At 52.2% G+C, this 25,010-nt stretch carries 24 protein-coding genes; 13 read left to right on the top strand and 11 right to left on the bottom strand.

Annotation, left to right across the window (positions count from 1 at the left end):
- Positions 1–8: 8 nt before the first annotated feature.
- The 7 genes from EYZ66_RS08715 (at position 9) to EYZ66_RS14395 (ending at position 7,154) form a co-directional block, all read left to right on the top strand.
- Entirely contained in the window at positions 9–215 is a 207-nt protein-coding gene (locus tag EYZ66_RS08715; RefSeq protein ID WP_009575231.1) for a metal/formaldehyde-sensitive transcriptional repressor, read from the top strand.
- 83 nt (positions 216–298) lie between these two features.
- Positions 299–622, top strand: a complete 324-nt coding sequence (locus tag EYZ66_RS08720; protein ID WP_050793387.1) for a YkvA family protein — start codon at positions 299–301, stop codon at positions 620–622.
- Positions 623–760: 138 nt separating this feature from the next.
- Positions 761–1,108, top strand: a complete 348-nt coding sequence (locus EYZ66_RS08725) for a hypothetical protein (protein ID WP_139042551.1) — start codon at positions 761–763, stop codon at positions 1,106–1,108.
- Between the two features lie 63 nt (positions 1,109–1,171).
- On the top strand, positions 1,172–2,482 hold the full coding sequence (locus EYZ66_RS08730) for a TolC family protein (protein WP_009575229.1): 1,311 nt from the start codon (positions 1,172–1,174) through the stop codon (positions 2,480–2,482).
- A gap of 23 nt (positions 2,483–2,505) precedes the next feature.
- Complete coding sequence (locus tag EYZ66_RS08735; RefSeq protein ID WP_009575228.1) at positions 2,506–3,720, top strand: efflux RND transporter periplasmic adaptor subunit; 1,215 nt, start codon at positions 2,506–2,508, stop codon at positions 3,718–3,720.
- Between the two features lie 13 nt (positions 3,721–3,733).
- Positions 3,734–6,880 carry an efflux RND transporter permease subunit gene (locus tag EYZ66_RS08740; RefSeq protein WP_160195718.1) on the top strand — a complete coding sequence of 1,049 codons (3,147 nt, stop codon included), beginning with the start codon at positions 3,734–3,736 and terminating at the stop codon, positions 6,878–6,880.
- 31 nt (positions 6,881–6,911) lie between these two features.
- Complete coding sequence (locus EYZ66_RS14395) at positions 6,912–7,154, top strand: DUF6316 family protein (RefSeq protein ID WP_083814429.1); 243 nt, start codon at positions 6,912–6,914, stop codon at positions 7,152–7,154.
- Here the strand turns inward: EYZ66_RS14395 and EYZ66_RS14210 are convergent.
- A complete protein-coding gene (locus EYZ66_RS14210; protein WP_009577303.1) occupies positions 7,056–7,328 on the bottom strand; it encodes a hypothetical protein in 273 nt (90 codons plus the stop codon). The genes EYZ66_RS14395 and EYZ66_RS14210 overlap by 99 nt on opposite strands.
- On the opposite strand from EYZ66_RS14210, the gene EYZ66_RS14400 reads away from it, so the two are divergent.
- Both EYZ66_RS14400 and EYZ66_RS08755 read left to right on the top strand, forming a co-directional pair.
- Positions 7,292–7,405 (top strand): DUF1232 domain-containing protein, encoded by a 114-nt coding sequence (locus tag EYZ66_RS14400; protein ID WP_083814430.1) that lies wholly within the window; start codon positions 7,292–7,294, stop codon positions 7,403–7,405. The two genes, EYZ66_RS14210 and EYZ66_RS14400, sit on opposite strands and share 37 nt — an antisense overlap.
- Positions 7,406–7,457: 52 nt before the next feature.
- Positions 7,458–8,827, top strand: a protein-coding gene (locus EYZ66_RS08755; protein WP_139042653.1) for an IS3 family transposase whose coding sequence is annotated in 2 segments (ribosomal slippage) — positions 7,458–7,782 and positions 7,782–8,827 — 1,371 coding nt in all. Because the reading frame shifts where the segments join, the coding sequence is not laid out codon by codon here.
- Position 8,828: 1 nt separating this feature from the next.
- Here the strand turns inward: EYZ66_RS08755 and EYZ66_RS08760 are convergent.
- The 4 genes from EYZ66_RS08760 to EYZ66_RS08775 all read right to left on the bottom strand — a co-directional run bounded on the left by EYZ66_RS08760 (position 8,829) and on the right by EYZ66_RS08775 (position 12,661).
- Positions 8,829–10,202, bottom strand: coding sequence for a DEAD/DEAH box helicase (locus tag EYZ66_RS08760; protein ID WP_009577306.1), 1,374 nt, complete (start codon positions 10,200–10,202; stop codon positions 8,829–8,831).
- An 18-nt stretch (positions 10,203–10,220) separates the two neighbouring features.
- Positions 10,221–11,222, bottom strand: a complete 1,002-nt coding sequence (locus tag EYZ66_RS08765) for a hypothetical protein (protein WP_009577307.1) — start codon at positions 11,220–11,222, stop codon at positions 10,221–10,223.
- Between the two features lie 15 nt (positions 11,223–11,237).
- Positions 11,238–11,639, bottom strand: coding sequence for a hypothetical protein (locus EYZ66_RS08770; protein WP_009577308.1), 402 nt, complete (start codon positions 11,637–11,639; stop codon positions 11,238–11,240).
- Between the two features lie 272 nt (positions 11,640–11,911).
- Positions 11,912–12,661: a hypothetical protein gene (locus EYZ66_RS08775; RefSeq protein WP_139042654.1), complete on the bottom strand. Its 750-nt coding sequence runs from the start codon at positions 12,659–12,661 to the stop codon at positions 11,912–11,914.
- A 1,536-nt stretch (positions 12,662–14,197) separates the two neighbouring features.
- Here EYZ66_RS08775 and EYZ66_RS08780 point away from each other — a divergent pair.
- Together EYZ66_RS08780 and EYZ66_RS08785 are read left to right on the top strand one after the other, a co-directional pair.
- A complete protein-coding gene (locus tag EYZ66_RS08780; protein ID WP_160195648.1) occupies positions 14,198–15,085 on the top strand; it encodes a hypothetical protein in 888 nt (295 codons plus the stop codon).
- Positions 15,085–15,807, top strand: a complete 723-nt coding sequence (locus tag EYZ66_RS08785) for an ATPase AAA (protein ID WP_009576547.1) — start codon at positions 15,085–15,087, stop codon at positions 15,805–15,807. The genes EYZ66_RS08780 and EYZ66_RS08785 overlap by 1 nt, the downstream gene beginning before the upstream one ends.
- A gap of 68 nt (positions 15,808–15,875) precedes the next feature.
- Here the strand turns inward: EYZ66_RS08785 and EYZ66_RS08790 are convergent, their stop codons facing one another.
- Together EYZ66_RS08790 and EYZ66_RS08795 are read right to left on the bottom strand one after the other, a co-directional pair.
- Positions 15,876–16,187: a hypothetical protein gene (locus EYZ66_RS08790; protein WP_040817035.1), complete on the bottom strand. Its 312-nt coding sequence runs from the start codon at positions 16,185–16,187 to the stop codon at positions 15,876–15,878.
- A gap of 673 nt (positions 16,188–16,860) precedes the next feature.
- Positions 16,861–17,181, bottom strand: coding sequence for a hypothetical protein (locus tag EYZ66_RS08795; RefSeq protein ID WP_009576545.1), 321 nt, complete (start codon positions 17,179–17,181; stop codon positions 16,861–16,863).
- Between the two features lie 433 nt (positions 17,182–17,614).
- Here EYZ66_RS08795 and EYZ66_RS08800 point away from each other — a divergent pair, with 433 nt between their 5' ends.
- Positions 17,615–18,184 carry a tyrosine-type recombinase/integrase gene (locus EYZ66_RS08800; RefSeq protein WP_040817041.1) on the top strand — a complete coding sequence of 190 codons (570 nt, stop codon included), beginning with the start codon at positions 17,615–17,617 and terminating at the stop codon, positions 18,182–18,184.
- Here EYZ66_RS08800 and EYZ66_RS08805 read toward each other — a convergent pair.
- The 3 genes from EYZ66_RS08805 to guaB form a co-directional block, all read right to left on the bottom strand.
- Complete coding sequence (locus EYZ66_RS08805) at positions 18,181–19,515, bottom strand: tyrosine-type recombinase/integrase (RefSeq protein ID WP_235714743.1); 1,335 nt, start codon at positions 19,513–19,515, stop codon at positions 18,181–18,183. The genes EYZ66_RS08800 and EYZ66_RS08805 overlap by 4 nt on opposite strands.
- A gap of 215 nt (positions 19,516–19,730) precedes the next feature.
- On the bottom strand, positions 19,731–21,308 hold the full coding sequence (gene guaA / locus EYZ66_RS08810; protein WP_280525413.1) for a glutamine-hydrolyzing GMP synthase: 1,578 nt from the start codon (positions 21,306–21,308) through the stop codon (positions 19,731–19,733).
- A 47-nt stretch (positions 21,309–21,355) separates the two neighbouring features.
- Entirely contained in the window at positions 21,356–22,825 is a 1,470-nt protein-coding gene (gene guaB, locus EYZ66_RS08815; RefSeq protein ID WP_009576541.1) for an IMP dehydrogenase, read from the bottom strand.
- A gap of 79 nt (positions 22,826–22,904) precedes the next feature.
- Here guaB and xseA point away from each other — a divergent pair, with 79 nt between their 5' ends.
- Entirely contained in the window at positions 22,905–24,275 is a 1,371-nt protein-coding gene (gene xseA / locus EYZ66_RS08820) for an exodeoxyribonuclease VII large subunit (RefSeq protein ID WP_009576540.1), read from the top strand.
- Here xseA and EYZ66_RS08825 read toward each other — a convergent pair.
- The gene (locus EYZ66_RS08825; RefSeq protein ID WP_009576539.1) at positions 24,265–24,912 is read right to left on the bottom strand and encodes a Crp/Fnr family transcriptional regulator; all 648 of its coding nucleotides are present in this window, start codon (positions 24,910–24,912) and stop codon (positions 24,265–24,267) included. The genes xseA and EYZ66_RS08825 overlap by 11 nt on opposite strands.
- Positions 24,913–25,010 lie beyond the last annotated feature (98 nt).

Below are 25,010 nucleotides of genomic sequence, written 5' to 3' on the forward strand. Positions count from 1 at the left end.
GATGAAAAGTGATTGAAAAAGCCCTGGATCAGGGCAAGGATTGCACCGCCATACTGCAACAGATAGCGGCTATTCGCGGCGCCATTAATGGCCTGATGTCCGAAGTGCTCGAAGGTCATCTGCGTGAACATCTGGGCGCAGAAGACATTTCTCAGGCACAGCGTCAGCAGGAACTCGATGATGTCATCGACATACTGCGATCGTATTTAAAATAGGTCATTCAACGATTAGTGCCGAAATACCGGTGAAGACATTGCGAAGGCACCTGAAACGATGAGCCAGGCTTATCAGGCAGGACATGTATACGGTGTGGCTGGTTGCGCGGGACTCTCGCACCCCTCTGCACACCAAAATACTGGCCTTCGTCGTCGGTGCCTATGCTTTTTCCCCTATCGACCTCATACCAGACTTCATCCCGGTTATTGGTTACCTGGATGACTTATTGATCGTTCCGGCGGGCATCTGGCTGGTAATAAAAATGACTCCAGAGATTGTCATTCATGAGAATCGCGAACGCGCTAGACTCCACCACTCAACGCCGATCAGCCGGGTCGCGGCAGGCGTCATTATCGGTCTGTGGCTATACGCTATAGCGGTATCAATCTATCTATGGGGATATTGATGACGCAATTTAATTATCGCCTCCAATTGAATTGCTCAGGCCAGCGCACTACTGACTCACGTAACGCCATGGGAGTCCAGTCCTTTACATGTGGTTGCCTTTCTGCTAGGCTTACGATCAAATTCCGGGACCACTTGCATGATTAAACGCTGTTTCATAGTCGCAATGACGCTGTTGATTGCTTTGCAGTCAGTGGCGTCTATTGCCTATGAAGCACAACCGCACAACCCCGCAATGCCACATTATGATGAGCATTCACACGAATCAGCGGATTTTTCCAGCGAAAATCAGGCAACCAAGTCGTCTCCCGACAGCCCCTATCATTCAGCGGACCATTGCCATCACAGCCATAGCTGCTTTCACATGGTATTGATGGGAACCCTCACCAACATTTCCGGCTTGACTGCAGGAATAGTACTGTCCGACTACCAAGCCAACTTCACCACCGGGGTTCAATCCTCCCTTTTCCGCCCTCCTATCGTCTGATCCTGCGAATACCTTCCCCACCCGGGGAACAACTGTCATTTAGACTTTCGTAGGAGCAGTCCCATGCTTTTCAGAATGCCCGTAAAAAACGGGCGGCGCGCAATGCCGTGCCACTTTATTATCCATGCCTTTTGCCTTCTAGCGCTGGCATTCGGTTCCGCCCTGGCACACGCCGGAGAGAAACCGCTCACTCTGTCCGAGGCCCTCTCGCGGGCCATGGCGCAAAACCCCGGCCTCCAGGTCTTCGATTTTCGCCTTCAGGGCCTTGAGGGCCGCCGCCTTACGGCAGATCAAAATCCTGCCCTGGAGGCCGGACTGGAAGTGGAAAACTTCCTCGGCAGCGACAATCTGCGAGGAGTTGACGGGGCGGAGTACACCCTGTCCTTGTCATCGGTCCTCGAACTTGGCGGCAAGCGTCAGGCCCGCGTCAGCGTGGTTGAATCACGATACGGGCGGGTCGAGGCCGAGCGTCGGGCCGAGACCCTGGATCTCTTGGGACAGGTGACCCAGCGCTTTGTCGCCACACTGGCCCTGCAGGAAAAACTCGAACTGGCCGCTGAAGCCGTGGCGCTGGCCGAGGCCACCCACGAGATCGTCACCCGCCGCGCCGACAGGGGCGCGGCGCCCCAGGCCGAAGTCCTGCGCGCCAGGGCTGCGCTCACCCAGAGTCGTATTGAGCAGTCCCGTCTTCGAGCCGCCTACGAGAGCCGGAAAATGGCTCTGGCTTCGCTGTGGGGTGATACCAGCCCGGACTTTCAAATGCTGGAAGGCGATCTGTTCCAGTTCGGTTCCTCCGACAACTTCGATGCCCTGTACCAGCGGGTCAGCGACAGCCCGGCCATTCAAATCTACGCGAGCGAACAGCGTATCCGTGAAGCGGAGATTCAGTTGGCGCGCAGCCAGTCCGAGAGCGATATCCGTTGGCAGGTGGGCGTCCGGCGTTTCGAGGAGACGGACGATACCGCCTTGACCGCTGGTTTCTCAGTACCGCTCTTTTCCGGACGGCGCAATCGCGGCGAGGTGCAGGCCGCCCTGGCGGCGCGGGATGAGGTCCGATTCCGCCGGGAGGATACCCTGCTGCGCCTCCATTCGCGCCTGTTCGACGCCTACCACTTGCGGCAACAGAGTATCGAGACTGTTGAGCAGATTCGCAGCCAAATGCTTCCCGACCTGACCGAGGCACTCACTCAGACCCGCGAAGCCTATGAAAACGGCCGCTACAGCTATGTGGAGTGGACCGCCGCACAGCGGGAGCTGCTCTCAGCACGGGAGGCACTGGTCGACGCCGCCACCACGGCGCTGCTCAACCAGGCGTTGATCGAACAACTTACGGCGCAGCCACTCGCGACTGTTCCGGGCGCCCCGACGCGCTAACCCACAAATTCAGGATTCACACCATGCAACTGATAAAACAACTCTGTCTGATTCTGGTGGCCACCTGCCTTGCCATCAGCCCCTTACAAGCTGCCGAGGAACAACACGACGAATCGCAGGCAGAGGCCAGGGGGCCTCACGGCGGCATACTGCTGCAACAGAACGACGCCACCGTCGAACTGCAGATCTTCGAGCAGGGGGTCCCACCGGAATACCGGGCCTGGGTCACCAGGGATGGCCGCGCCGTTACTGATGATATTGACCTCAATGTCCAGCTCACCCGCCTGGGTGGGCAAGTGGACACCTTCGACTTCGCCTACCAGGGGGACTACTGGCTGGGGGATGGCGTGGTGACCGAACCCCACTCCTTCGACGTAGAAGTGAGCCTCGCCATGGACGGCAAGAACTACCGCTGGCACTGGGAATCCCACGAAGGTCGCACCCGGATCGCCCCGGCTATCGCCCGAAAAGCGGGTATCACAACGGCCGCAGCCGGGCCGAGTGCCATCGAGCGCAGCCTCACCACCTACGGCAGCCTGACCACGGCACCGCAGCAGATTGCCCGGATCCGCGCCCGTTTCCCGGGCGTGGTCAGCCAGGTGAAGGTCAATCTGGGCGATCGGGTCGAGCGTGGTGACGTGCTCGCTCAAGTCGAGTCCAACGAAAGCCTGCAAACCTACGCACTGCGAGCGCCCATCGACGGGATCGTCATTGAGCGTCGGATCAGCAACGGAGAAATGACCGGGGAGCAACCCCTATTCGCCATTGCCGATTTGACCACTCTGTGGGCGGAATTCAAGGTCTTCCCCGGCCAACGGGCCGAGGTTGCCATTGGCCAGAAAGTCCGACTGAAGGCTGACGGCATTGACCGGGAAGGCACCATCCGCCACCTGCTGCCGGCACCCGGCAACGCGCCCTACACCCTGGCCCGGGTCGAAGTCGACAATGCCGAGGGACTGCTGACCCCCGGTTTGCTGGTGGCCGGGGATATCGTGGTGGAAACGGTGGAGGCCCCCTTGGTGGTTGACAACCGCGCCCTGCAATCCTTCCGGGACTGGACCGTGGTGTTTATTCAGGTGGATGACACCTACGAGATCCGCCCACTGGAGCTGGGCCGCAGCGACGGCAACCTGACTGAGGTGCTGGGCGGCCTGCAAGCAGGCGATCGCTATGTGGTGGAAAACAGTTATTTGATCAAGGCCGATATCGAAAAATCCGGCGCATCCCACGACCACTAACCAGGAGGCTATGATGATCAATGCCATCTTACGTCTCTCGATAGAGCGGCGGTTTTTAATGTTATCCCTTATTCTGGCGCTGGTCGGCGTGGGCGTGTGGAGTTTTCAGCGCCTGCCCATCGACGCGGTGCCGGATATCACCAATGTCCAGGTACAGATCAACACCGAGGCACCGGGCTATTCGCCCCTGGAGGCAGAGCAACGCATCACCTTCCCGGTGGAAACGGCCTTGTACGGCCTGCCCAACCTGTCCTATACCCGGTCCCTGTCCCGCTACGGCCTGTCCCAGGTCACGGTGGTGTTCGAGGAAGGCACGGACATCTATTTCGCCCGCAACCTGATCAATGAGCGCTTGGGCGCCATCAAGAGCGCGCTGCCACCCGGGCTGGAGCCGGAGATGGGTCCCATCGCCACCGGTCTTGGCGAGATCTTCATGTACACCGTAGAAGCCCTGCCCGGTGCCACTCAAGCGGATGGCAGTCCGCTGGACGCTACGGCACTGCGTGAGATCCAGGACTGGATCATCAAACCCCAGTTGGCCCAGGTGCCCGGCGTGATCGAGGTCAACACCATTGGCGGCTACGACAAGCAGTACCACGTCACGCCGTCGCCCCAACGGTTGCTGGAGTTCGGCATCACGGTGGATGAACTGGTCAGCGCCCTGCGGGCCAATAACACCAATCGCGGCGCCGGCTATATCGAACGCAACGGCCAACAGCTGCTGGTGCGCTCGCCCGGGCAGCTGACCACCATTGGTGATATTGAACAGGTGGTGATTGCCAACCGGGATGGTGTGCCAGTCCGGGTAGCCGATGTAGCTGAAGTGGCCATTGGCAAGGAGCTGCGCACCGGCGCCGCCACCCGCGACGGCAAGGAAACGGTGATGGGCACCGCCATGATGCTGGTGGGGGAAAATTCCCGGGCGGTGGCACAGGCGGTGGCCGAAAAGCTGGAGGCCATTCAGCCCTCCCTGCCCGACGGCGTCAAGGTGGAGGCGGTATACGACCGCACAGCCTTGGCGGACAAGGCGATTGCCACGGTGGAGAAGAACCTGCTCGAAGGGGCGCTGCTGGTGATCGTGGTACTATTTCTGTTGCTCGGCAATCTGCGTGCCGCTTTGATAACCGCAGCGGTGATCCCCTTGTCCATGCTTGCCACTATCACCGGCATGGTGCGGTCTGGCGTATCCGCCAATTTGATGAGCCTGGGGGCGCTGGACTTCGGCCTGATCGTCGACGGCGCGGTCATCATCGTCGAGAACTGTATCCGGCGCCTGTCCCAGGCCCAGCACCAGGGTCAGTTGGCTCTCAAGGAACGTCTGCAATTGGTGTTCGAGGCTACCAACGAAGTGATTCGTCCCAGCCTTTTTGGTGTCGCCATCATTACTGTGGTGTACCTGCCGATCTTTGCACTCACCGGGGTCGAGGGCAAGATGTTCCACCCCATGGCGGCCACTGTCGTAATGGCACTGCTAGCGGCCATGGTGCTGTCACTGACCGTGGTGCCCGCCGCTGTGGCGGTCTTTATGGGGGGCAAGATCAGCGAAAAGGAAAGCCCGGTAATCAGCGGCGCCAAATCGCTCTACAGGCCCGCGCTACGGGTGGCCATGAGGTTCCGCTGGCTGGTGTTGGGCGGCGCGACCGCGCTGGTAGCGGTCTGTCTCTGGCTGGCGACCACCCTGGGGTCGGAATTTATTCCACAACTGGATGAAGGGGATATTGCACTCCATGCCCTGCGCATCCCGGGCACCGGACTGGAGCAATCTATCGAGATGCAGTCGCAGCTGGAAGAACGGCTGAAGGCGTTTCCGGAGGTAGACAAGGTCTTCGCCAAGATCGGCACGCCGGAAGTGGCCACCGACCCCATGCCTCCCAGCGTGGCGGACAACTTTGTCATCTTAAAGCCCCGCGACCAATGGCCGGATCCCGACAAAACCAAGGATGAACTGGTGGCGGAAATGGCAGAAGCGGTGGAAATGCTTCCCGGCAACAAGTATGAGTTCACCCAGCCCATCGAGATGCGTTTCAACGAACTGATCTCCGGCGTGCGTGCCGACCTCGGCATCAAGGTGTTCGGCGATGACCTGGATCAGTTGCTGGCATCGGCTAACGACGTCCTTGAGGTTGTGGAATCCATGGAGGGCGCCGCCGATGCCCGGGTCGAACAGGTGACCGGCCTGCCCATGCTGTCGGTACACCCCAAGCGCATGGCGCTATCCCGCTACGGGCTGACCGTGGATGATCTCCAGGGTCTGGTGGCGGCCGGTGTCGGGGGCGAAAACGCCGGCCTGATTTACGAAGGCGACCGCCGCTTCCAGTTGGTGGTGCGTCTTCCCGAAGACATCCGCCGGGATGTGGACAGCCTCGCGGACCTGCCAGTCCCCCTGCCGGACGGCGGCTATGTGCCCCTGTCGGAAGTGGCCGAGCTGGAGCTGGCTCCGGCGCCCAACCAGATCAGCCGGGAAAACGGCAAGCGTCGGGTGGTGGTCACCGCCAACGTGCGGGACCGCGACCTGGGCGGATTTGTCGAGGAAGCACAGGCGCGCATTGCGGACGACGTGGACCTACCTCCCGGATACTGGCTGGATTACGGCGGGACCTTCGAGCAACTGCAGTCCGCCAGTCAGCGGCTTGCCATCGTGGTGCCCGTGACCCTCGCCATCATCCTCGCACTCTTGGTGATGGCCTTCGGCTCCCTCAAGGATGCCCTGATCATCTTCACCGGCGTGCCACTGGCCCTCACCGGCGGGGTTCTGTCCCTGTGGCTGCGAGACATGCCCCTGTCGATCTCGGCGGGTGTTGGCTTTATCGCCCTCTCCGGGGTGGCGGTGTTAAACGGCCTGGTGATGATCGCCTTTATCCGCGATCTGTGGCACGAGCAGGGTGACCTGATGAAGGCCATTGTCGAAGGCGCCCTGATCCGCTTACGGCCGGTATTGATGACCGCCCTGGTAGCAAGCCTCGGCTTTGTACCCATGGCACTCAATACCGGCACCGGCGCCGAAGTACAGCGTCCTCTGGCGACCGTGGTGATCGGCGGGATTATCTCGTCCACCCTGTTGACGTTGTTTGTACTCCCTGTGCTCTATGCGTTGTTGCATGGCAGAAGTGCCAGTAACTCCACTCCCACAGGCGACATTAAGCACGACACTGATAGTTAACCAAAGCCCTACCATGGGGAGGAATCTCCCCATGATTTTTTCAACGTTCTTTTATTGCGGTTTATACCCTGGTAAGACTATGAACGATCCACCCAAGCAACGAAAAGATGACCCGAAGGAAGCTCCACACTTTCGAACACATCGCATCCACGCCATTAACAGTGACTGGTATTTTTTAACCCGTGAAGGTCAAAATATCGGGCCATTCCCGAACAAAAAAGCGGCCGAAGATAGCCTTGCGGAATTCCTGAAAGCTGTCAAAAAGGATGAGTAGCCAATGGCCCAACAACACAGCATTCAATGTGCCGCCCCCATAGATGCGTTGGTATAACTCTTCGCTTCCGAACTGGTACAGCCTCTGAGCATCATGGCCGGCGGGGTAGATGTTGACGGTTTGTGCTGATATGCGAAATGCCTCGTCATGATTGTTGTTGCCTACGCTACGCATTGCGCCCCATCGACCTGATCCCAGACTTCATCCCCGTTCTGGGCTTGTACCCCGTCAGCATCAATTGGACAGATTAGCCTGATTGCCTAAGAGACGGTTTTGGCTCATCGTTAACTCTGAGAGGAGAAGATGATGAAGCAAAAAACCGATGTTGAAAAGACCGTTCGTGACATCCGTCGTCGCACCCGCAAACAATATTCTGCCGAGGAAAAAATCCGTATTGTTCTCGAAGGGCTTCGGGGCGAAGACAGTATCGCTGAACTGTGTCGTCGTGAAGGTCTCAATACCAATATCTATTACCGCTGGTCGAAGGAGTTTTTGGAAGCTGGCAAGAAGCGACTATCTGGCGATATTGTGCGGGAAGCCACCTCCGATGAAGTAAAGGTGTTGCGTTCAGAGGCAGCGGCGCTAAAAGAAGCCCTGGCCGAAGTAGTGATGGAAAACCGCCTGCTTAAAAAAAGCGTGATCGGGGATGGGGAGGACGGTATATGAGATACACGGCCTCCGAGAAGTACGAGATTATCCAGTTGGTGGAACAGTCCAGTTTGTCTGTCAGGCAAACACTCCGGCGGCTGGATATACATCACTCAACCTATTACAACTGGCTGAAGCGTTTTTATGAAGGCGGTATTGATGCGTTGGAAGATAACCAGCCTCACCCCCAAGTAGTATGGAATCAGGTGCCAGACAATCATCGGCAGGCGATTGTCGATCTTGCCTTGGAAGAGCCTGAATTATCGCCACGGGAGCTGGCGGTACGTTATACCGATAACCAGCGTTACTACATCTCGGAATCAACGGTGTATAGGCTGCTGAAGGCGCACGATCTGATTACCAGTCCTACCTATATCCTGATGCAGGCGAGTGACAGGTTCCAGCATCCGAGTCGACGGATAAACGAGCTGTGGCAGACCGATTTTACCTACTTCAAGATCATTGGCTGGGGCTGGTATTACCTGTCAACGGTGCTGGATGATTACTCTCGCTTTATCCTGTCCTGGCGTTTGTGTACCAGCATGGGGGCCGGTGATGTAATGGATACACTGAACGACGCGCTGGATTTTACCGGGCTTGATCAGGTCAAGGTGAACCACCGGCCACGATTGCTCAGTGACAATGGCCCGTGCTACATCTCGGGTGATCTGGCCGACTATCTGGACAGCAAGGACATGACGCACACACGAGGTCGCCCTTATCATCCACAGACACAAGGTAAGATTGAGCGCTGGCATCGCTCGATGAAAAACCAGATTTTGCTCAATCACTATTACCTGCCCGGTGAGCTAGAGGAGAGCATCCAGCGCTTCGTGATGCATTACAATCACGAGCGTTATCACGAGTCGTTGGATAACCTGACGCCCGCTGATGTGTACTACGGGCGAGGCCAGCAAATATTGGAAGAGCGAGTAATGATTAAACAAAATACCATGGCTCAGCGCCGACAGTTACATTATGGTCGGCAACTAGGCCACAACCTGATGGGCCAGACTGTCTCTTAAATCAGGCCGCTGACTGTCCAACTGGGTTTGACGACGTACATTTCTGGGTACGTTTTGACTCTGTGAAGATGATTGCCTTACGAGGGCCGTTATATTCAGCCATTTTTTTAAAACCCATCTCCAGGGCTTTTAGTAAAGACTGGGCCTTTGTGTCTGTTTTGAGTGACCTTGCCTTTTCAATAAACCCCTCAATCTCGCCGATTTCTTCAATCAAGTCATCTTTTGACAATGCCGGCTCTTCGCTCTGCCCTAGCTCGACATCTTCCTGGTCGAACTCAGCCTCCTCTAGATATTCATCTTCAAGGTCATCATCCTCGACCAGCTTTGCTAAAAAATTATCTTCTTCTTGTTTTTGATTATCAAAATCATCACGCAACTTTTGCAAACGTTCACGAATTGTTAGCAACGTTCCTAGAACGGCATATGGGCTTGACGCAAGTAGCTTCCGTAATATCAGGCCAGTTAGGTGCCGTTGCTTCTTTGGCAAAGCAAAAGAGTGCTCTCTTTGCAGGAATACAGAGATGGCTTCATACAAGCTGTGCTCCTCATTAGTGGGTTTGAACGGCTGTGTGAGTGCCAAACGTTCTGTATATCGAACGTACTCAAGTACCTGCTGTCGTAGTGTACGCTTGACAAAGCCAGCAAGCCTTTCTCTTAGCTCCTCGTTAGAGCCTTCGCCGTTGATATATTGCTTACGAAATGCCTTCTCATCACCAAACAAATGCTCATCAAGTAACGTTGAAAGGCCATAAAGCTCCATCAATGAATTTTGTAGGGGCGTAGCTGTTAGCAATATCTTGCGCCTACCGTTAAAGGCCAGCTTAAGAGCCTGCCCCATGCGGTTGCTAGGACGATGCGCGTTTCGAAGCTTATGCGCCTCATCGATAACCACCAGATCCCATGGAATCGGCACGAGATCATCCGCCAGCTTGGCGGCAAAGTGGTAGGACATGATGACCACTTGTTTTGAGGCAGTCGCGCTCAAAGCCATTCTGGGAGACATGCCAGACCTGCGCACATACGTAGCATCGATTACGACACTGGGCAGAGCAAACTTTTCAACGAGCTCTTGAGACCACTGCTTCCTCAGCGCCGCTGGGCAGATAATGATCAATCGGCGCTTTCTCTCTGCCCAGCATTGGCATAGTACTAAAGCAGCTTCGATAGTTTTTCCAAGGCCAACTTCATCAGCCAGCAAGACGCCCTCTTGAAGCGGGTTCCGTAGTGCAAATAGTGCTGCCTCAATCTGGTGAGGGTTAAGGTCCACACTGGCATCAAAAAGCGACTGAGACAGGCGATCAACACTGTCAGCAGCATGGCGGCACGTCAGCTCATGAGCATAGTATTTGGCGTGGTGCGGCGTTATGGTTGTCACTCTATTGAGCCCCCAGGATCAGCTGTCCTTGAAATCAATTTCAGCGGATTGATAGAGTCGCATCACTTGCTCCTCCGAGAGCTTTCCGTTCTGCAACAAGGTCATAAGATACTTCTCTGTTATTCCGACAAATTTTGAAAGCTTTGTCAGCGACGCACTGATTTTGTCTGCGCTCTTCTTGATAGAACCCACTTCTTTTTCAACAGACCGATAGTCGTTCAAAAGATAGAGTAGACGCTCGACAACCATGGCCACAGATGCAGACTCCAAAGTGTTCACATCAAAACGCGCTTTCGCCATTTCACGAGCAATCGAATAAAAAATTGCGAGATTCTCGTAGTCTCCTCGCCTAGTATTAACGATCACTACGAAACCGATAGCTTGGACATATTTGATGCCGTTTGGACATGCCGCTGCAACCGTTGCATCCATGCTGTCTTCGTCAAACACAATCGCATTCGCGTCGGTCTCACGGTTAGTGCGCATTTCTAAAAGCTGGCCTATCGCGGTATCTGTTTGGGCGGCGGGGTCACGATTATCGATTTGTCCAAGCTTTACGCCTTTATCAAGCTTTATCTCAAGACCAATAGTGACGTCGTTGCAACCGTCCACCTCAATCAACAAGTCTCCTGTCTTGTTCCTGGGTAATACACCTCGAACGGTTGATAGATCCGTAATTTCATCGTCGGAAAATGCAGAAGTAGTTTGGATATCCTTTAGTGCCTGAAGGATTTTCTGCTCAGCATCAAGACCTTTACTGCTCGTCTCGCGATACCGCATTTCACGTAACTCATACAGAGCTTTCAGATTTGCCAATCTCTTGCCAATTTCGCCCTCGGTTTCATTCAGAAATTGAGCTATCTCACCTTTTATCTCTGCGAGAATACCGATCCCCAAAGCCTTAATAACTGCTTCCTCTCGCTGAGCTTCGGGCAGACCTGCCAGGTATTCGGCCATCAATGGGTTCTCTACCTGGATGTTTTTAATTTCCAGAGTATCCTTTCGGAGCTTAATGGCCATAGATCTGTCTCTTCGTTATTCGGGATGCCTGGATGCGAGGGTATTTACAATTTCTTTAATCCGAGCCGATTCAAGCTCAGAGTTTGAAATACTGTCCTCTAGCTCGGGGCCAGAGCATTCACCAGATTCGATGCTTACCCACACAAAGTGACAAATCTCTTCCGCTGGTCTCTGTACAACTGACCATGCGGTCTTCTCGTGTTCTGGGAAGATGAAGTTTTCATCTCCAGAACATTTATGGATGTAGACCGCGAAGGACTGTTCGTTGAGATCTTCAATTCCGTCGTCATCCTCTTGATAGCCATCGAAAGCAATTTTGATCGCTGGAATTACGCTGATGTTTTCGCCCAATTCCGGCAGATCATCGACGTTACTCGAGATACTTCGTAGCACCCAACCTTCGATAATGTTCTCCATAAATCGCATCCTTTTTTTGCTTTTTTCCGATACCGACACTTAGTTGTAAGCGAGGATATTTTTCAGAAACTTATCGAACTAGACGAATTTCGCCCGAAATTCAGAAACCATCTTCATTCTTTAACTATTGGTCAGTGTCCAATAGGCTAGTGAATAATAGCTTCTACTCAACACTTCAATCGGCTTACGTTAAGCCGTTTCTTCGAGCTTCCATACATCGAATTAAAGTGATTAGCGTCGTCAAGGGTGAACTATCACAATGCACTAATTGCTCAATGTCCGAACCCAAATTCTCCTCGCTCAACAGCAGCAATATTAGCTTCAGCTTTCTTGATCAGCTTGTAAGTGTTTGTTCTTAGACTAGCTTTACGAGCAGTCCTTACATAATTAGTTTTAAGGAGCCCCATTTCTTTGTCTAATAATGCGTCGTAATCCACATCGTCCCAAGTCTTGCCCAATCTCTCAAGGCGCTTTGAGACAATCTCCTCAGCCCTCTTTAAGCGCTTGTTATACTCCGCATGGTTTTGCTCACTCATCTCGACTAGGCCTTCTAAATCTACCTCCCTTGGATTTTTCCGCCCATCGATCAGCAAGTCCTCAGCTTCCTTAGGTGTCACACTCTTTACTCTAAAAGCAATTTCAAGCGCATCTAGCCCTTGCTGCTTTAAGTCATACGCAAGTAAGCAATTCTTGAGACTGTCAGCGTCTACTTTCACATGTTTAATCTGGTACTTAGCGAGATCATTTCTCGATGGGTCAACGTTCATTTGACTGATGAGCTTACCAACACGATTTTTCAATGCTGATTTGGTGAGATTAGTAGGCAAAGCTACCAACTGGTAATTACCTACGGCAATTTCAGTCTCCAGCTCTGCAAGCTCCTCAAGAGAGCAAAAATCATTCAACTGGGACACTGGGGAAATCCCGAAGAGATACTGTCCCCTTTCATTCCACCACTGCCAAAAACCATCTAGTCCTTGGTACTGAAAGATATCTCCAAAATCATCGAAGATTTTCCTCATACCCTTGCCCTTACTCGCACATGCAATTTTGTACTTATTACTGCGCTTCAAATACTCAAACCACAAGTAATACAGACTATCCGCAGTCCACGTGCCTTTCACTAGCACGGGCTTACCCTTTCGAATCAAAACTCTTCGCCCTTTGGCGTCGAGCTGGACTTTTGTATTTGGGCTAAGTGGCTGTGGTTTGGGAAAAAAAAGAGGCCCCATGGTTATCAATTTCTCCGTTTTATTTACTTAAAGCAGATCAATAGGTCTTAACGCCTAAGATACGTAATTCATTGTCTTACTGCTACAGCATGTATCAAGTATTTCAACTGCTTAGAAAAACCAATGTATACGATATGGCAATGTAACAATCATCACACAGGTCGGAAAGATGCTACGCCAGATCAGAATTTGTAGCAAGTATAGAATGAAAAATACTTAACCACCTTATACATATTTTTGTCTCGTACCATTATTACGTAACTTACTAGAACGGAAAAAAAGGAAAATTAATATGTTGATCAAAAAGCTAAACAACGAAACTTGCCCTATCACTCAAGGAGCCATTGTTAGCAATAGCCGCGCTCGCGTTCGCAAAACAATCAGCAGCATGGTTTGCCCTAACAAGCTGCTCAACTTAAGCGCAAGACTGTATCGAATCTCTAAGGAACATCCAGCTGCAAACAGTCTTCAGCGCGAGGCCGAACTAGCCACACAGAAGGCGATTGAAATTCGTAGCCGGCCCGAGTACGTGGCTTGGACTGTTATTAAAGACGGCTGTTCATTCTTTAAATCCAACGGCAGATGCCCTCCTAAGGGTCGACTTACGCAAATGCATAACAGATATGGGAGCTGGACACTTGTTCACAAGCGAATCATCGAAAAAGGCTTTGGCGGCAAGAACTTTTTGTGGCTGCGCGACCAAAACAAACTTGAGCTAACAAGCGAATGGTTTATCGCCCGCCACGCGCCTGAGTTGGTCAACGCTGAAACTAGAGCTGCACTTAATGCTCTGCTAGCACCTCCTGCAAACTCCAAATCATTGGCGGCATAAGGTGTCCAATAAAGACAGGATTATCAAGTCACATCTACCACACGGCGTCGAGCTTCACTACACAGCTCATCGGGAACGAGCTGCTGAGTTTCGCTGCGAAGGGTGCAACACACATTTGTGCTGGGCATCAGTGGAAGATTTGCAAACTTGGAGGGATCTTGGCGCAAAGCTGAAACCCAAAGTCACGCCAAGGGACAACATCAAGGTGGTCGCAACTAGTGGAGGCAACAATGAAAAAAAAGCATGAGAAACATCCCTGCATCGTGCGCCCAGTGCCGAAGTCGTCGCCTCATAGATACGAGGTCTACTGCACGAGATGCAAGAAGCACGTGCAATGGGCAAAGCCGAATCTCTACGAAGCACACATGGCTTTGCTCACTGAAAAGTAACCGTGTCGCATAAAGCGACAAACTGAATCACTCGCACTAAACCCATTGTCCGCACGCTTGCGAGTGTGTGGCTGCGGACACTTTTGTCTCAAAAAGGAGATCGATATGACTATCTCAATCCAAAACCGTCCATCTGAACAACACAAGGAGCAGACATTTATGCCAACTCAAACCGCAACAGCCATAACCAATGCTAACCAAAACCAGGAGCAATTTATGAACTATCCAACTGCCAATTTTCTGATGACATCGCCGGCCAAGACTCGCACTGAAAGCATCATCATCCAAAATGAACATGGCGTGATGATTGAGCAATCTCTGCGTAATGTGTCTGTTATGGCAAGCACTTGGTATAAAAACAGTACGAGCCAGCTCTACGCTGTATTAGGCCAATGTTATGAACTGCATTATTTGGTTGAAAAAGCCGATAGCAGCCAGCGAGACAAGTACAGGGATGACGTCAAAGCAGCTTATGTCGCTTTAGGAGGCGCCCAAGGCGCAAATTCACTGCTAAGTCGCATTGTTAGCGTGGTTTTCAATTTCGCTGATTTAGACAGGCGCCAACGCAGCCGCTATAGCAGCGTTATCAAAGCTGCCTATGTAAGTGAGCAACAGCCTACTGATGCAGCTGGTTTCATAAATTGGTTAGAGCATGCTGGCGGCATTGTGGCTGCGCTGGAGAAGCGTAGCGACACCAGCAGCACAAAAGTCGAGCAAAGCGAAATCAATGAAACTGTTCGAGCAATGCCTGCAAAAGCGCAGCTGAACATTGCTAACAGCGGCAATAGGTTTGTGGTGTTGCTAGCGCAACCCATAGACAGTGAAACAGTGGAAGTGCTGTATCAATTTGAGGAGGATTCGATTGGGGATTCATTGGCTACCAAGGCCTATAAAGCTCAACTGAAGCTGGCTAAAGACGCTGAAAAGCGCTCAACAGCTGCTATCGCTGCGGACAGGCTGGCTGGCGAAGGCGCTGGACAGGAGGTAGCGTAATGTTACCTGCAAATATTGATGACGTTGTGCTCACTCACTCAGCTGAAGAACGGCACATAAAGCGACTAGTGATGGGGAAGCTAAGCTTCCCCAATCACGCCAAAAGCGGATTGCTGCTGTACGGCAAATACGGCACTGGTAAAACCACTCTGGCTCACTTGTTAGCCGTTTTACTAGAGCATCTGCACGCGGATGACTCAGATAAAACCAGCTACAACTGGTGCTACGACTATCGCAGCACGCGAGTCAGCGTCACACCAGAACAATCAGCGATGGCTGACGTGACGCCAGCCAGCTTTACACTCATCAACTGCGGCAAGCATCACAGCAACAGCAGCACGAGCGTGGTGCAGCGTATTGAGGACATCAGCCTCAACAGTCTGAAATATGGCTGTGTGGCTGGCAGCTTCAACCACTTTGTACTTGATGAGCTGGACTGCTGGAGTGCGGCTGCACAAGCCAACCTGAAAGGACTCATCACTGACAGCCCTGCGTGGAATATCTTCTATGTGACAACCAATAAGAGGTACGACATTGACGAAGGCATCATCAGCAGGTGCATCAATGTTGAGCTTAATGGAGGTGAGCCAGAGCGGCACTTGCGAGTGCTTCGTCAGCACTATGAGCATCTGGCGAACTACACAGATGAGCAGCTGACTGGCGTGGTGACAGCTAGTGGTGGTGATTGGCGAGAGCTGGAGGATGCTGCATGTAGATTGTGATGCCCGCTGGCTCAAGTCCAAGTCCCGTCCGTCGCCCACAAAAAAGGGAGCCTCGTCAGCTCCCTTTTTTATGCTTTTGCTCGTTCCAGTAACCTGTGTACAACATCACCCGCTAGCGCCATATGAAACTCAGCCATTTGCTGCCATCTGCTCTGTAGGCGTTGATTGGACTCAGTAGCTGCTGCACTTCGCCAAACACTACCTATGCCAGCAAGCTCCCCATATAGATTTAGCAGTACATCATTGCTGACATCTCTGCCTTTGTTTCTCCTGTTGCACAGATAACTGCGACTGGTTTTTAGGTATTTGGTAGTAAATTCATTCTCAGTGAGTTTTCTGTCTACTGTTTTCAGTTGAGCGAATATTTCATCTGTTATCAATTTGAACTCCTTTGTTGTTGTGAATGGTTTTGATTGGTTTTGATATTTCAGTCATTACTAAGCAAACACAGCCCTCTGCTGTGATAAATACAACGGAGGCATCCGCTTCACCGCTTATTGCTGTGCTTACGTATGAAGCTGGCTTTCGTGCAGAAAACATCCTCGTTGCGCTGATTTGCTTTAGCAGTGTCCTTGTTGCTGTACACGGACACTGCTTGCTGATTTTTTATCTGATTGCCACTTAGCTGGAAAAGGTAGTCGTCGCTCCAGTCACCAGCTCTATTCTGAATATCCAGCCAAGTGCGTTTTATGTGAGCCAGCAGTGACTCGTCTGACTGACTCCCGTAACGCTTCATCATCACATTAGCGTGATAGAAGCTGGCGCACTCAATACACACAGCTCTCTCAATGCGGCATTTTTTTGCTCCGCTTTGCTTGAGCTTCCTTTTTTCGTAACCCCACTCGTCGCACTCTAATCTGTAAAAAAGCTTCTGAACTTGCGCACTCAGCTGCTCGTAGCTGAGAGGATTTCTGCGAGCGTGCTGTTGGTAATTCAGCACGAAGTAAAAATCTGGTTGGACTCTCAAACATAGCTCTACGTAGGCTTTGGTTATCTGTTGGCTGTTCATGCAGTTATTTATCAATTCTGCTTAGTCGCGTAAGCAGAATTGGGTTATTTTTCGAAGCGCTGCTGGAACTCACGTTGACGCTGGATGTACTGCTTTCGCGCCTCTGGTGACTTCGCAAGTGCCTTGTTCAACTCGTACCGCAGTAGCTCGTACTGGGTACGCTCATCAGGTTCTATTCGGCCACCATTGAGACAGCTGTCCGCGGCATCCTGCAGCCCCCTACGTAGCTCTCGTCTGAAATTATGTAGCGGATCAGTGACTATCTCGTCATCACTTTCTTCGCGCTCGATGTCTTCTCTGTCCCGTTCAATGCGGCCGCTTCGCTTGGTTAACTTGCTGATGAAATGTTTACTCGTTTGTTCCATGTGCTTCTCCTTACTTTAGTAAGCACATGTATTTATCCCAACGCTCAAATCAGCCGTTACAGCGTGGTTGCAAGTCAGCACAGCGAAGATGCTAGGAACAGAATGAAACGTGCTGTAGACGCTTACAGGGCGTTTTATGTGGAAGCCTTGGTGTTACCAAAGTAAGCAGATTTTGGAGATTTCAGGCTGAAAATGTATGGAAACTAGCAATTTCATACATTACTCCAAAAAACCCAGTAATTACGGAAACTTACAGTTTTCAGCAAAAACCGGTCGTCCTTTGAAATATATGAAAATACAATAAAAGGTAACAAAAACAGGTATTTAGGTGATTTTATGAGCGACAAGGGACGACTCACAGAGGAGCAACTCAAAAAGATGCTTCTCGTAACCCATGTCGTCATTGGAGCCCCAATTACTGAGGAAAGCAAAGATGAAGCAAGCACGTGTTTTGAACGACAAGGAACTACGAACTGTTCTCAACAGCACCAAGCTGACGAGATACCAACACAGGAACAGGCTGATGGTGATGCTTAGCTACTGTGCAGGACTGCGGGCATGTGAGATTGCCAGCTTGCGAATTGGGGATGTGATGGGCAGTAATGGGGAAGCAAAGCACACTATTCTGCTTGAGCGCTGGCAAACCAAAGGCGCACAGCGTCAGCAAGCTGTTGTGAGCGAGAAGCTGAGGAAGGAAATTACCCAGTACATACGAGAGCACAGAGCCAAAGCACCTGCGGGAGCCCCACTACTAGCGAGCCAAAAAGGTGGGGCTTTCAGCAGCCAGACAATCCAGCAGGTGTTTCGCCAGCTCTATGAGCAAGTGGGCATGGATGGGGCGAGCAGCCACAGCGGGCGTCGCACCATGCTCACCAAACTAGCCGAGCGTGGGGTTCATGCCCGTGTAATTCAGCAGATTGCGCGGCACAGCAGCTTGGCGACCACTCAACGGTACATTGAGGTTTCACCCCATTTGCTGCGCAACGCCGTGGAGATGCTCTAGTCCAGCGCCACCACATCTGCTGCACTTCCATCGTAGCGAAGCAGTGCCGCACGCTCCTGCTCAGTTAAGTCTGCATGGTAGTAAGTCTCAGTAAGGTGCTTGAGGCTGGTACCGCACACCTTGCTTAGCGTCAGCGGATTAGCATTACTCTGTAATCGTTTAGTAATGCCGTAGTGCCTGGTGCTGTAGTAGGTGAGGTTACGCTCTTTCCAGCCAGTAATGTCAGCAAGCTTCATCAATTGTGCGTAGTGGTAATACAGCGCATCGCGTGTAACACGCTCACCGTTGTGAGCAGTGAATACCCAATCACCCTGCTTGGTGTTCTTGCTGAGACTGCGCAGCCTGTCAAAGTGCTTGCCCCCTCGCACCTTAATCACCCTGCTCTGCCGCACTTTGCTGGTTTCAGCCAACACGTTGATGGTGACGAGCCTCTGTTCTTCAGCTGAGTAGGTTTCCACATTACCCCACTTGAGCTGATACAGCTCACCAAAGCGCATCATTGTGTTGGCACCAATAAGGAAAAAGTGGCGTACTAGCTGGCGCGTGAACCGCTCGTCTTCACTAAGGGACTCCGCTTTAGCCGTCTTTTTTGCCGTGTAGCTAATGAGAGCACGGGTGATGCGACGATACTCGTCGTCTGTATAGGTACTGCGACGTAACGTGTCAGCATCAACGCCTCTGCGGCTGATGCTGGGAAACACGTAGTGCTGCACTGAGTGCAGTCCCTCATCGAAAGCCCATTTGCAGAGGGCATTGATGGTGGCTTGCTCATTTTTGATAGTGACGTCTTTGGCGCCCTTTTGCTGACGATACTGCTGGTAGCCCTGCAGGCTCTTGCTCTCCAAGTCGCTGAGCCTTGTGACGCTGCTTCGCTCACTGCGCCCCACAATGCCGCAATATGCGACAAAGTGATTCAGCTGCGACTTGATGGTGCCCCAGCGCCCCTCAGTGATGGAGCCGCGCTTAACGTCCACCTCCCAACGATGCTTGAGGTACTCCTCAGCGGCTTGCTGCACTGTAGGGCTGAAGATGCGCTTGCCTGAATTGAGATTGGCTTTGATAGCAAAGAATTCATTCTCCGCGCGCTCTACAGCTGTATCCAAGTGCTTGGTTTTCAGCGTCTTGCGAACGTACTTACTTTCTTCGCTAATCCACATGCGAAAGTGCCAGTACCCGCCGCTCTGCTGGGTTCTGACGATTTCTGCTTTTCCGCCGTAGATAGAGTGTTTATCCGTTAGGAAGGACTGGGTAGGAGCTGAGCGCTTGCTGCGCTGTTTTTGCGTTCTCGTATTGTCTACCACTAAAGCTACACGGGCTGCTGCTGTCATCATGCTTGTCCTTTCTGAGTTAACTTACTCATACAGGATAAGCCCCAACCTATGGGTATCATGTTCAGATAACCTTAGGACGCATACATGATACTTATGATGCGCAGTAATCGCTACCGTTTGTAACTTTGCTTGTAAAAAAGCCCCAAAAACGGGGCTCTTTGTAACTTCTTTGCAACTCGCAAACCTATATAAATCAACAGGTTAGTGTCACCCTATTACTCCCACTCGATCGTCGCTGGCGGCTTCGAACTAACATCATAAGTCACTCGCGAAATACCAGAAATCTCGTTAATGATTCGGTTCGATACCGTCTCGAGCAGCTCGTAAGGCAAGTGCGCCCAGCGTGCCGTCATAAAATCGATGGTCTCTACTGCTCGAAGCGCAATCACGTACTCGTAGCGACGACCATCGCCTACCACGCCGACCGACTTAACGGGCAGAAACACCGCAAAGGCCTGGCTGGTTTTATGGTACCAATCGGCTTTGTGCAACTCTTCGATGAAGATCGCATCAGCTCGACGCAGCAGCTCTGCGTAAGGCTTTTTAACCTCACCCAAAATACGGACACCCAGTCCAGGGCCTGGAAATGGATGGCGATAGACCATGTCGTAAGGCAAACCTAACTCAAGACCAATTTTGCGCACTTCGTCTTTGAATAATTCGCGCAACGGCTCCACCAGCGACATTTTCATGTCTTCAGGCAAACCACCCACGTTATGGTGCGATTTAATCACATGTGCTTTACCTGTTTCGGCACCGGCCGACTCGATGACATCGGGGTAAATCGTCCCCTGAGCCAACCAGTTTACGTCGGTCAATTTCGTTGCTTCTTGGTCGAATACCTCGATAAACATATTGCCAATGATCTTACGTTTGGCTTCCGGATCGGACACCCCTTCTAGCTTGCCTAAGAACAAATCTTCAGCATCGGCACGAATGACTTTTACGCCCATGTTTTGAGCAAACATGGCCATGACCTGATCGCCCTCGTTCAAGCGCAACAATCCATTGTCAACGAAAACACAGGTCAACTGGTCCCCGATTGCCTTGTGTAACAGCGCCGCAACGACCGACGAGTCAACACCGCCCGACAGACCCAGCAGAACCTTATCGCCACCGACCTGAGTTTTCACGCGCGCTATCGCATCTTCGACGATATTAGCGGGCGTCCATAGCGCTTCACAGCCACAAATCTCGAGCAAGAAGTGTTCGAACAAACGCTGACCCTGAAGGGTATGCGTCACTTCGGGGTGAAACTGAATACCGAAGAAAGGTTTAGACCGATGAGCCATAGCCGCTATCGGACAAGATTCTGTTTTCGCAATCACCTCAAAGTCGGCGGGCACCTGAACCACTTTATCACCATGGCTCATCCAAACGTCTAGTAAGGACGCGCCACTAATGCCCACGTGATCACGAATGTCATGCAGCAAAGCTGATTCCGCAATCACTTCAATTTGCGCGTAACCAAACTCACTGGTATCCGACGCCTGAACTTTACCGCCAAACTGCTCTGCCATGGTTTGCATGCCGTAGCAGATTCCCAATACAGGCACGCCCAAATCAAAGACACACTCGGGAGCTCGCGGCGAGTTGTCAGCGCCGACACTCTCGGGGCCGCCGCTCAAGATCACACCAGCAGGCGCGTAGTCGCGAATAGCCTGCTCAGACATGTCGTACGGCTTGATCTCGCTGTAAACCCCGGCTTCGCGAACACGGCGCGCAATCAGCTGGGTGTACTGAGAACCAAAATCGAGAATTAATATTCGGTGAGCATGAATGTCAGCAGTGATCATTGGGGCAGTAATCTCAATGTAAGCGCGGCGATGCCGCGCTTTAATTAACGAACGGGGTAATTAGGTGCTTCTTTGGTAATGGCGACGTCGTGCACATGGCTTTCCAACATACCCGCGGCGGTGACCTTCGCGAATTTCGGCTTAGTGCGCATATCCTCGATTGTGCGGCTTCCGGTGTAACCCATCGCCGATCTTACGCCACCCATGAGTTGGTGGATGATGCCGGACAATGGCCCCTTGTAGGGAACGCGACCTTCGATACCCTCTGGCACCAGTTTCTCGGCGCCTTTACTGGCGTCTTGGAAGTAGCGATCAGACGAGCCTTGAGTCCGCGACATAGCTCCTAGCGAGCCCATGCCTCGATAGGATTTGTAGGTACGCCCCTGATACAGCTCCACTTCACCCGGCGCTTCTTCCGTGCCTGCAAACATACTACCCATCATTACGGCGTCTGCACCGGCAACAATGGCTTTGGCGATGTCACCGCTGAAGCGAATACCACCGTCAGCGATAACGGGGATGTCGTATTCTTTTAGTGCTGACACCACATTATCGATGGCCGTAATTTGGGGCACACCCACACCCGTTACGATTCGCGTCGTACAAATTGAGCCAGGGCCAATACCCACTTTTACCGCGTCGGCGCCTGCTTCGGCCAAAGCAATAGCCGCCTCACCAGTGGCAATATTACCGCCAATAACTTGCACATGCGGGTATTCCGCTTTGATTTTTTTAACCCGGTTTAATACGTTGCGAGAGTGGCCATGTGCCGTGTCTACCACGAGGACATCGACGCCCGCCTCCACCAAAGCCGCAACGCGGTCATCCGTATCAGGGCTTGTGCCCACCGAGGCGCCCACTCTCAGTTGGCCGTGCCCATCTTTACAAGCCAAGGGGTAATTCTCGGCTTTATCGAAATCTTTTACCGTGATCATACCGCACAGCTCAAAATCATCGTTCACCACCAAAATCTTTTCGATGCGGTGCTGATGCAACAACTGCTGCACAAGTTCAGAGGACGCGCCTTCTTTGACCGTGACCAACTGCTCTTTCGGGGTCATAATTTGACTCACGCTTTTCGAAAAATCGGTTTCAAAACGTAAATCGCGACGAGTGACGATACCGACTAAATCTTTACCATCTAGTACCGGCACACCCGAGATACCATTGGCTTTTGTCAGGTCGGTAAGCTCTTCTAGAGTCGCCGATTTCTGGATGGTGATGGGCGACTTCACCACACCACTCTCGTATTTCTTAACCTTGCGGACCTGCGCGGCCTGCTCTTCAATGGTCATCGATTTATGAATAACGCCAATACCACCCTCTTGCGCTATCGCAATCGCTAGCTGCGCTTCTGTCACTGTGTCCATGGCGGCAGAAACTAGGGGGACATTCAGTTCGATACCGCGAGTTAATCGTGTTTTTAGGCTAACGTCAGAAGCAACTACTTCTGAGTAGCCAGGAAGAAGCAGCACATCGTCAAAGGTCAGTGCTTCTTGCTCTATTCGCAGCATAGCTTTACTCCTGCTGGCGGAAATTCGGTAAACCTGCAATTATACGCGTTTGTACACATAAACGGAAACGAAAAGCATCATGGTCGGCAACTTTCAGCCACATAACGCAGACACGCAAGAATACACCGTGAGCGCACTGAACGGCGCTGCCCGACGATTACTGGAAGGCCACTTCCAAATCCTCTGGGTTGTCGGCGAAATCTCGAACTTTACCAGGGCAAGTTCGGGCCACTGGTACTTCAGCCTCAAAGATGACAACGCTCAAGTACGTTGTGCGATGTTCAAAAATCGCAATCAATTTTTAAAGTTTATCCCCAAACATGGCGACAAGGTCCGCCTTCGTGCCAAGGTGTCTTTGTACGAGGGACGCGGCGAATTTCAGCTGATTGGCGAGTACATCGAACCGGCTGGCACCGGCGACCTGCAATTGGCGTTTATACAACTCAAAGCCCAACTTGAGGCCGAGGGCCTATTTGCGCCTGAGCGAAAAAAATCGATTCCGAGCCAGGTAAAGCGCATCGGCGTAATCACCTCAGCAAAAGGCGCGGCATTACACGACATTTTAAGTGTACTCCACGGCCGTTGGGCTGGGCTTGAAGTCATTATCGCAGATACGCCTGTGCAAGGCGCCGAGGCGCCCGCAGGACTCACGTATGCCTTGCACAAGCTCGCACGGTTCCACGAAACGGCACCCATTGATATTGTCATTATTGGTCGCGGTGGAGGCTCGCTCGAAGACCTATGGGCTTTTAATAATGAACAGTTGGCTCGCACGATCGCTGCGTATAAAATCCCCACCATCAGTGCCGTCGGGCACGAGACAGATTTTACAATCTGTGATTGGGTCGCCGATGCTCGCGCTCCAACCCCTTCCGCCGCGGCCGCCATGGCGTCACCCGACCACAGTAAGGCCCCGTCAAGGATTCACGAAGCCCTGGTCAGACTGTCAAAAGGGTATACGGCCATTCTTAAAACCAAAGGCACTGAGCTTCGAAATAGTCGAGCCAGACTCCGACACCCTGGCGAACTGATCGAACAAAGAGTTTTGCGTATCGACGAGCTTGAACTCAGACTCAAAGCACAACAATCTCGTTTAACGCAGCAAAAAACGGCGCAATATCAACAATTATTTAAGCGCCTGAGCTGGCACAGCCCCGCTCGCAACTTACGGGCTTTGAATGAGCAAGTACTCAAATTACAAACACGCTTAATAAGTGGGCAGCAACGTCTCCTGAGCGCACACACTGGCCGACATAAGCAGACTGAGTATGTGCTGCACAGCTTGAGCCCAATGCGCACCGTCGATAGAGGCTACGCGATATTGAGAAATGCCGACGGGCATGTGGTCACTGGCGTTTCAGGTTTTGCAGAGAAGACCAAGGGTTCGGCCACCCTAAAGGATGGCCAAATAAATTTTGAAGTCAGCGCGATAAACCCGCTTAATACTTAGCTGGCAAGCGCGTATTGATGATGATGTGGCGCCCTTCAAAGCGGATATATTCGCCAATCGTCAAATCTTTTAGAATTCTTGCTACCATCTCGCGCGAGGCACCCACACGGTCGGCGATGTCTTGCTGGGTTAGCTTGTCGGGAATAAACAAGGTGCCATCACCGCGCTCCTCGGACAAATCCATCAGCACGTTAGCAACGCGACCATAGACGTCTTGAAGTGCGAGGCTTTTTACGTCGGCCGTCAGTTTACGAACACGTTGTGCTAGGTTGCGGATCAGACTTTTCGCAATGTTGGGGTGGGCCGCCAGCACCGCATTAAAGTCGTCTTTATAGATCACCACGAAGTCGCTTTTTTCTACCGTGCGAACAGATGCAGACCGCAGCGAATCATCCACTAGAGCCAGTTCACCGAAGTAATCCCCGGGACCTTGAGTGTTCATTATGAACTCTTTGCCGTTCTTGTCGCTGCAGTAAACTTTGACCTTGCCCGAAACAATCACGAACAACGAGTCTGCAGGCTCGTTTTCGTGAATGACAACGGTATTCTTGGGAAAAGATCGCTCGGATGACGTCTTGCTCAGGGCGGCCAATTCTTCTGCGCTGAGCCCTTGAAACAGTTCCACTTTTTCTAGCATTAATGCCTCGTCTGTTCTGTAGGGTTTCCCCTCATTGAGAGCAGTTTAACGCAATCCGACCGATTCGCACACCCGCTTAGCTGTTTGTTCGTGTTTTC

It is taken from the genome of Aequoribacter fuscus (assembly GCF_009910365.1).
GTDB classification, from domain to species: Bacteria; Pseudomonadota; Gammaproteobacteria; order Pseudomonadales; family Halieaceae; genus Aequoribacter; species Aequoribacter fuscus.

Coding starts and splice junctions, on each gene's coding strand:
- EYZ66_RS08720 (WP_050793387.1), top strand. CDS start 299: ATGTATACGGTGTGGCTGGTTGCGCGGGACTCTCGCACCCCTCTGCAC.
- EYZ66_RS08725 (WP_139042551.1), top strand. CDS start 761: ATGATTAAACGCTGTTTCATAGTCGCAATGACGCTGTTGATTGCTTTG.
- EYZ66_RS08730 (WP_009575229.1), top strand. CDS start 1,172: ATGCTTTTCAGAATGCCCGTAAAAAACGGGCGGCGCGCAATGCCGTGC.
- EYZ66_RS08735 (WP_009575228.1), top strand. CDS start 2,506: ATGCAACTGATAAAACAACTCTGTCTGATTCTGGTGGCCACCTGCCTT.
- EYZ66_RS08740 (WP_160195718.1), top strand. CDS start 3,734: ATGATCAATGCCATCTTACGTCTCTCGATAGAGCGGCGGTTTTTAATG.
- EYZ66_RS14395 (WP_083814429.1), top strand. CDS start 6,912: ATGATTTTTTCAACGTTCTTTTATTGCGGTTTATACCCTGGTAAGACT.
- EYZ66_RS14400 (WP_083814430.1), top strand. CDS start 7,292: ATGCCTCGTCATGATTGTTGTTGCCTACGCTACGCATTGCGCCCCATC.
- EYZ66_RS14210 (WP_009577303.1), bottom strand. CDS start 7,328: ATGCGTAGCGTAGGCAACAACAATCATGACGAGGCATTTCGCATATCA.
- EYZ66_RS08765 (WP_009577307.1), bottom strand. CDS start 11,222: ATGGCCATTAAGCTCCGAAAGGATACTCTGGAAATTAAAAACATCCAG.
- EYZ66_RS08770 (WP_009577308.1), bottom strand. CDS start 11,639: ATGGAGAACATTATCGAAGGTTGGGTGCTACGAAGTATCTCGAGTAAC.
- EYZ66_RS08775 (WP_139042654.1), bottom strand. CDS start 12,661: ATGAGGAAAATCTTCGATGATTTTGGAGATATCTTTCAGTACCAAGGA.
- EYZ66_RS08780 (WP_160195648.1), top strand. CDS start 14,198: ATGACTATCTCAATCCAAAACCGTCCATCTGAACAACACAAGGAGCAG.
- EYZ66_RS08785 (WP_009576547.1), top strand. CDS start 15,085: ATGTTACCTGCAAATATTGATGACGTTGTGCTCACTCACTCAGCTGAA.
- EYZ66_RS08795 (WP_009576545.1), bottom strand. CDS start 17,181: ATGGAACAAACGAGTAAACATTTCATCAGCAAGTTAACCAAGCGAAGC.
- EYZ66_RS08800 (WP_040817041.1), top strand. CDS start 17,615: ATGAAGCAAGCACGTGTTTTGAACGACAAGGAACTACGAACTGTTCTC.
- EYZ66_RS08805 (WP_235714743.1), bottom strand. CDS start 19,515: ATGATGACAGCAGCAGCCCGTGTAGCTTTAGTGGTAGACAATACGAGA.
- guaB (WP_009576541.1), bottom strand. CDS start 22,825: ATGCTGCGAATAGAGCAAGAAGCACTGACCTTTGACGATGTGCTGCTT.
- xseA (WP_009576540.1), top strand. CDS start 22,905: ATGGTCGGCAACTTTCAGCCACATAACGCAGACACGCAAGAATACACC.
- EYZ66_RS08825 (WP_009576539.1), bottom strand. CDS start 24,912: ATGCTAGAAAAAGTGGAACTGTTTCAAGGGCTCAGCGCAGAAGAATTG.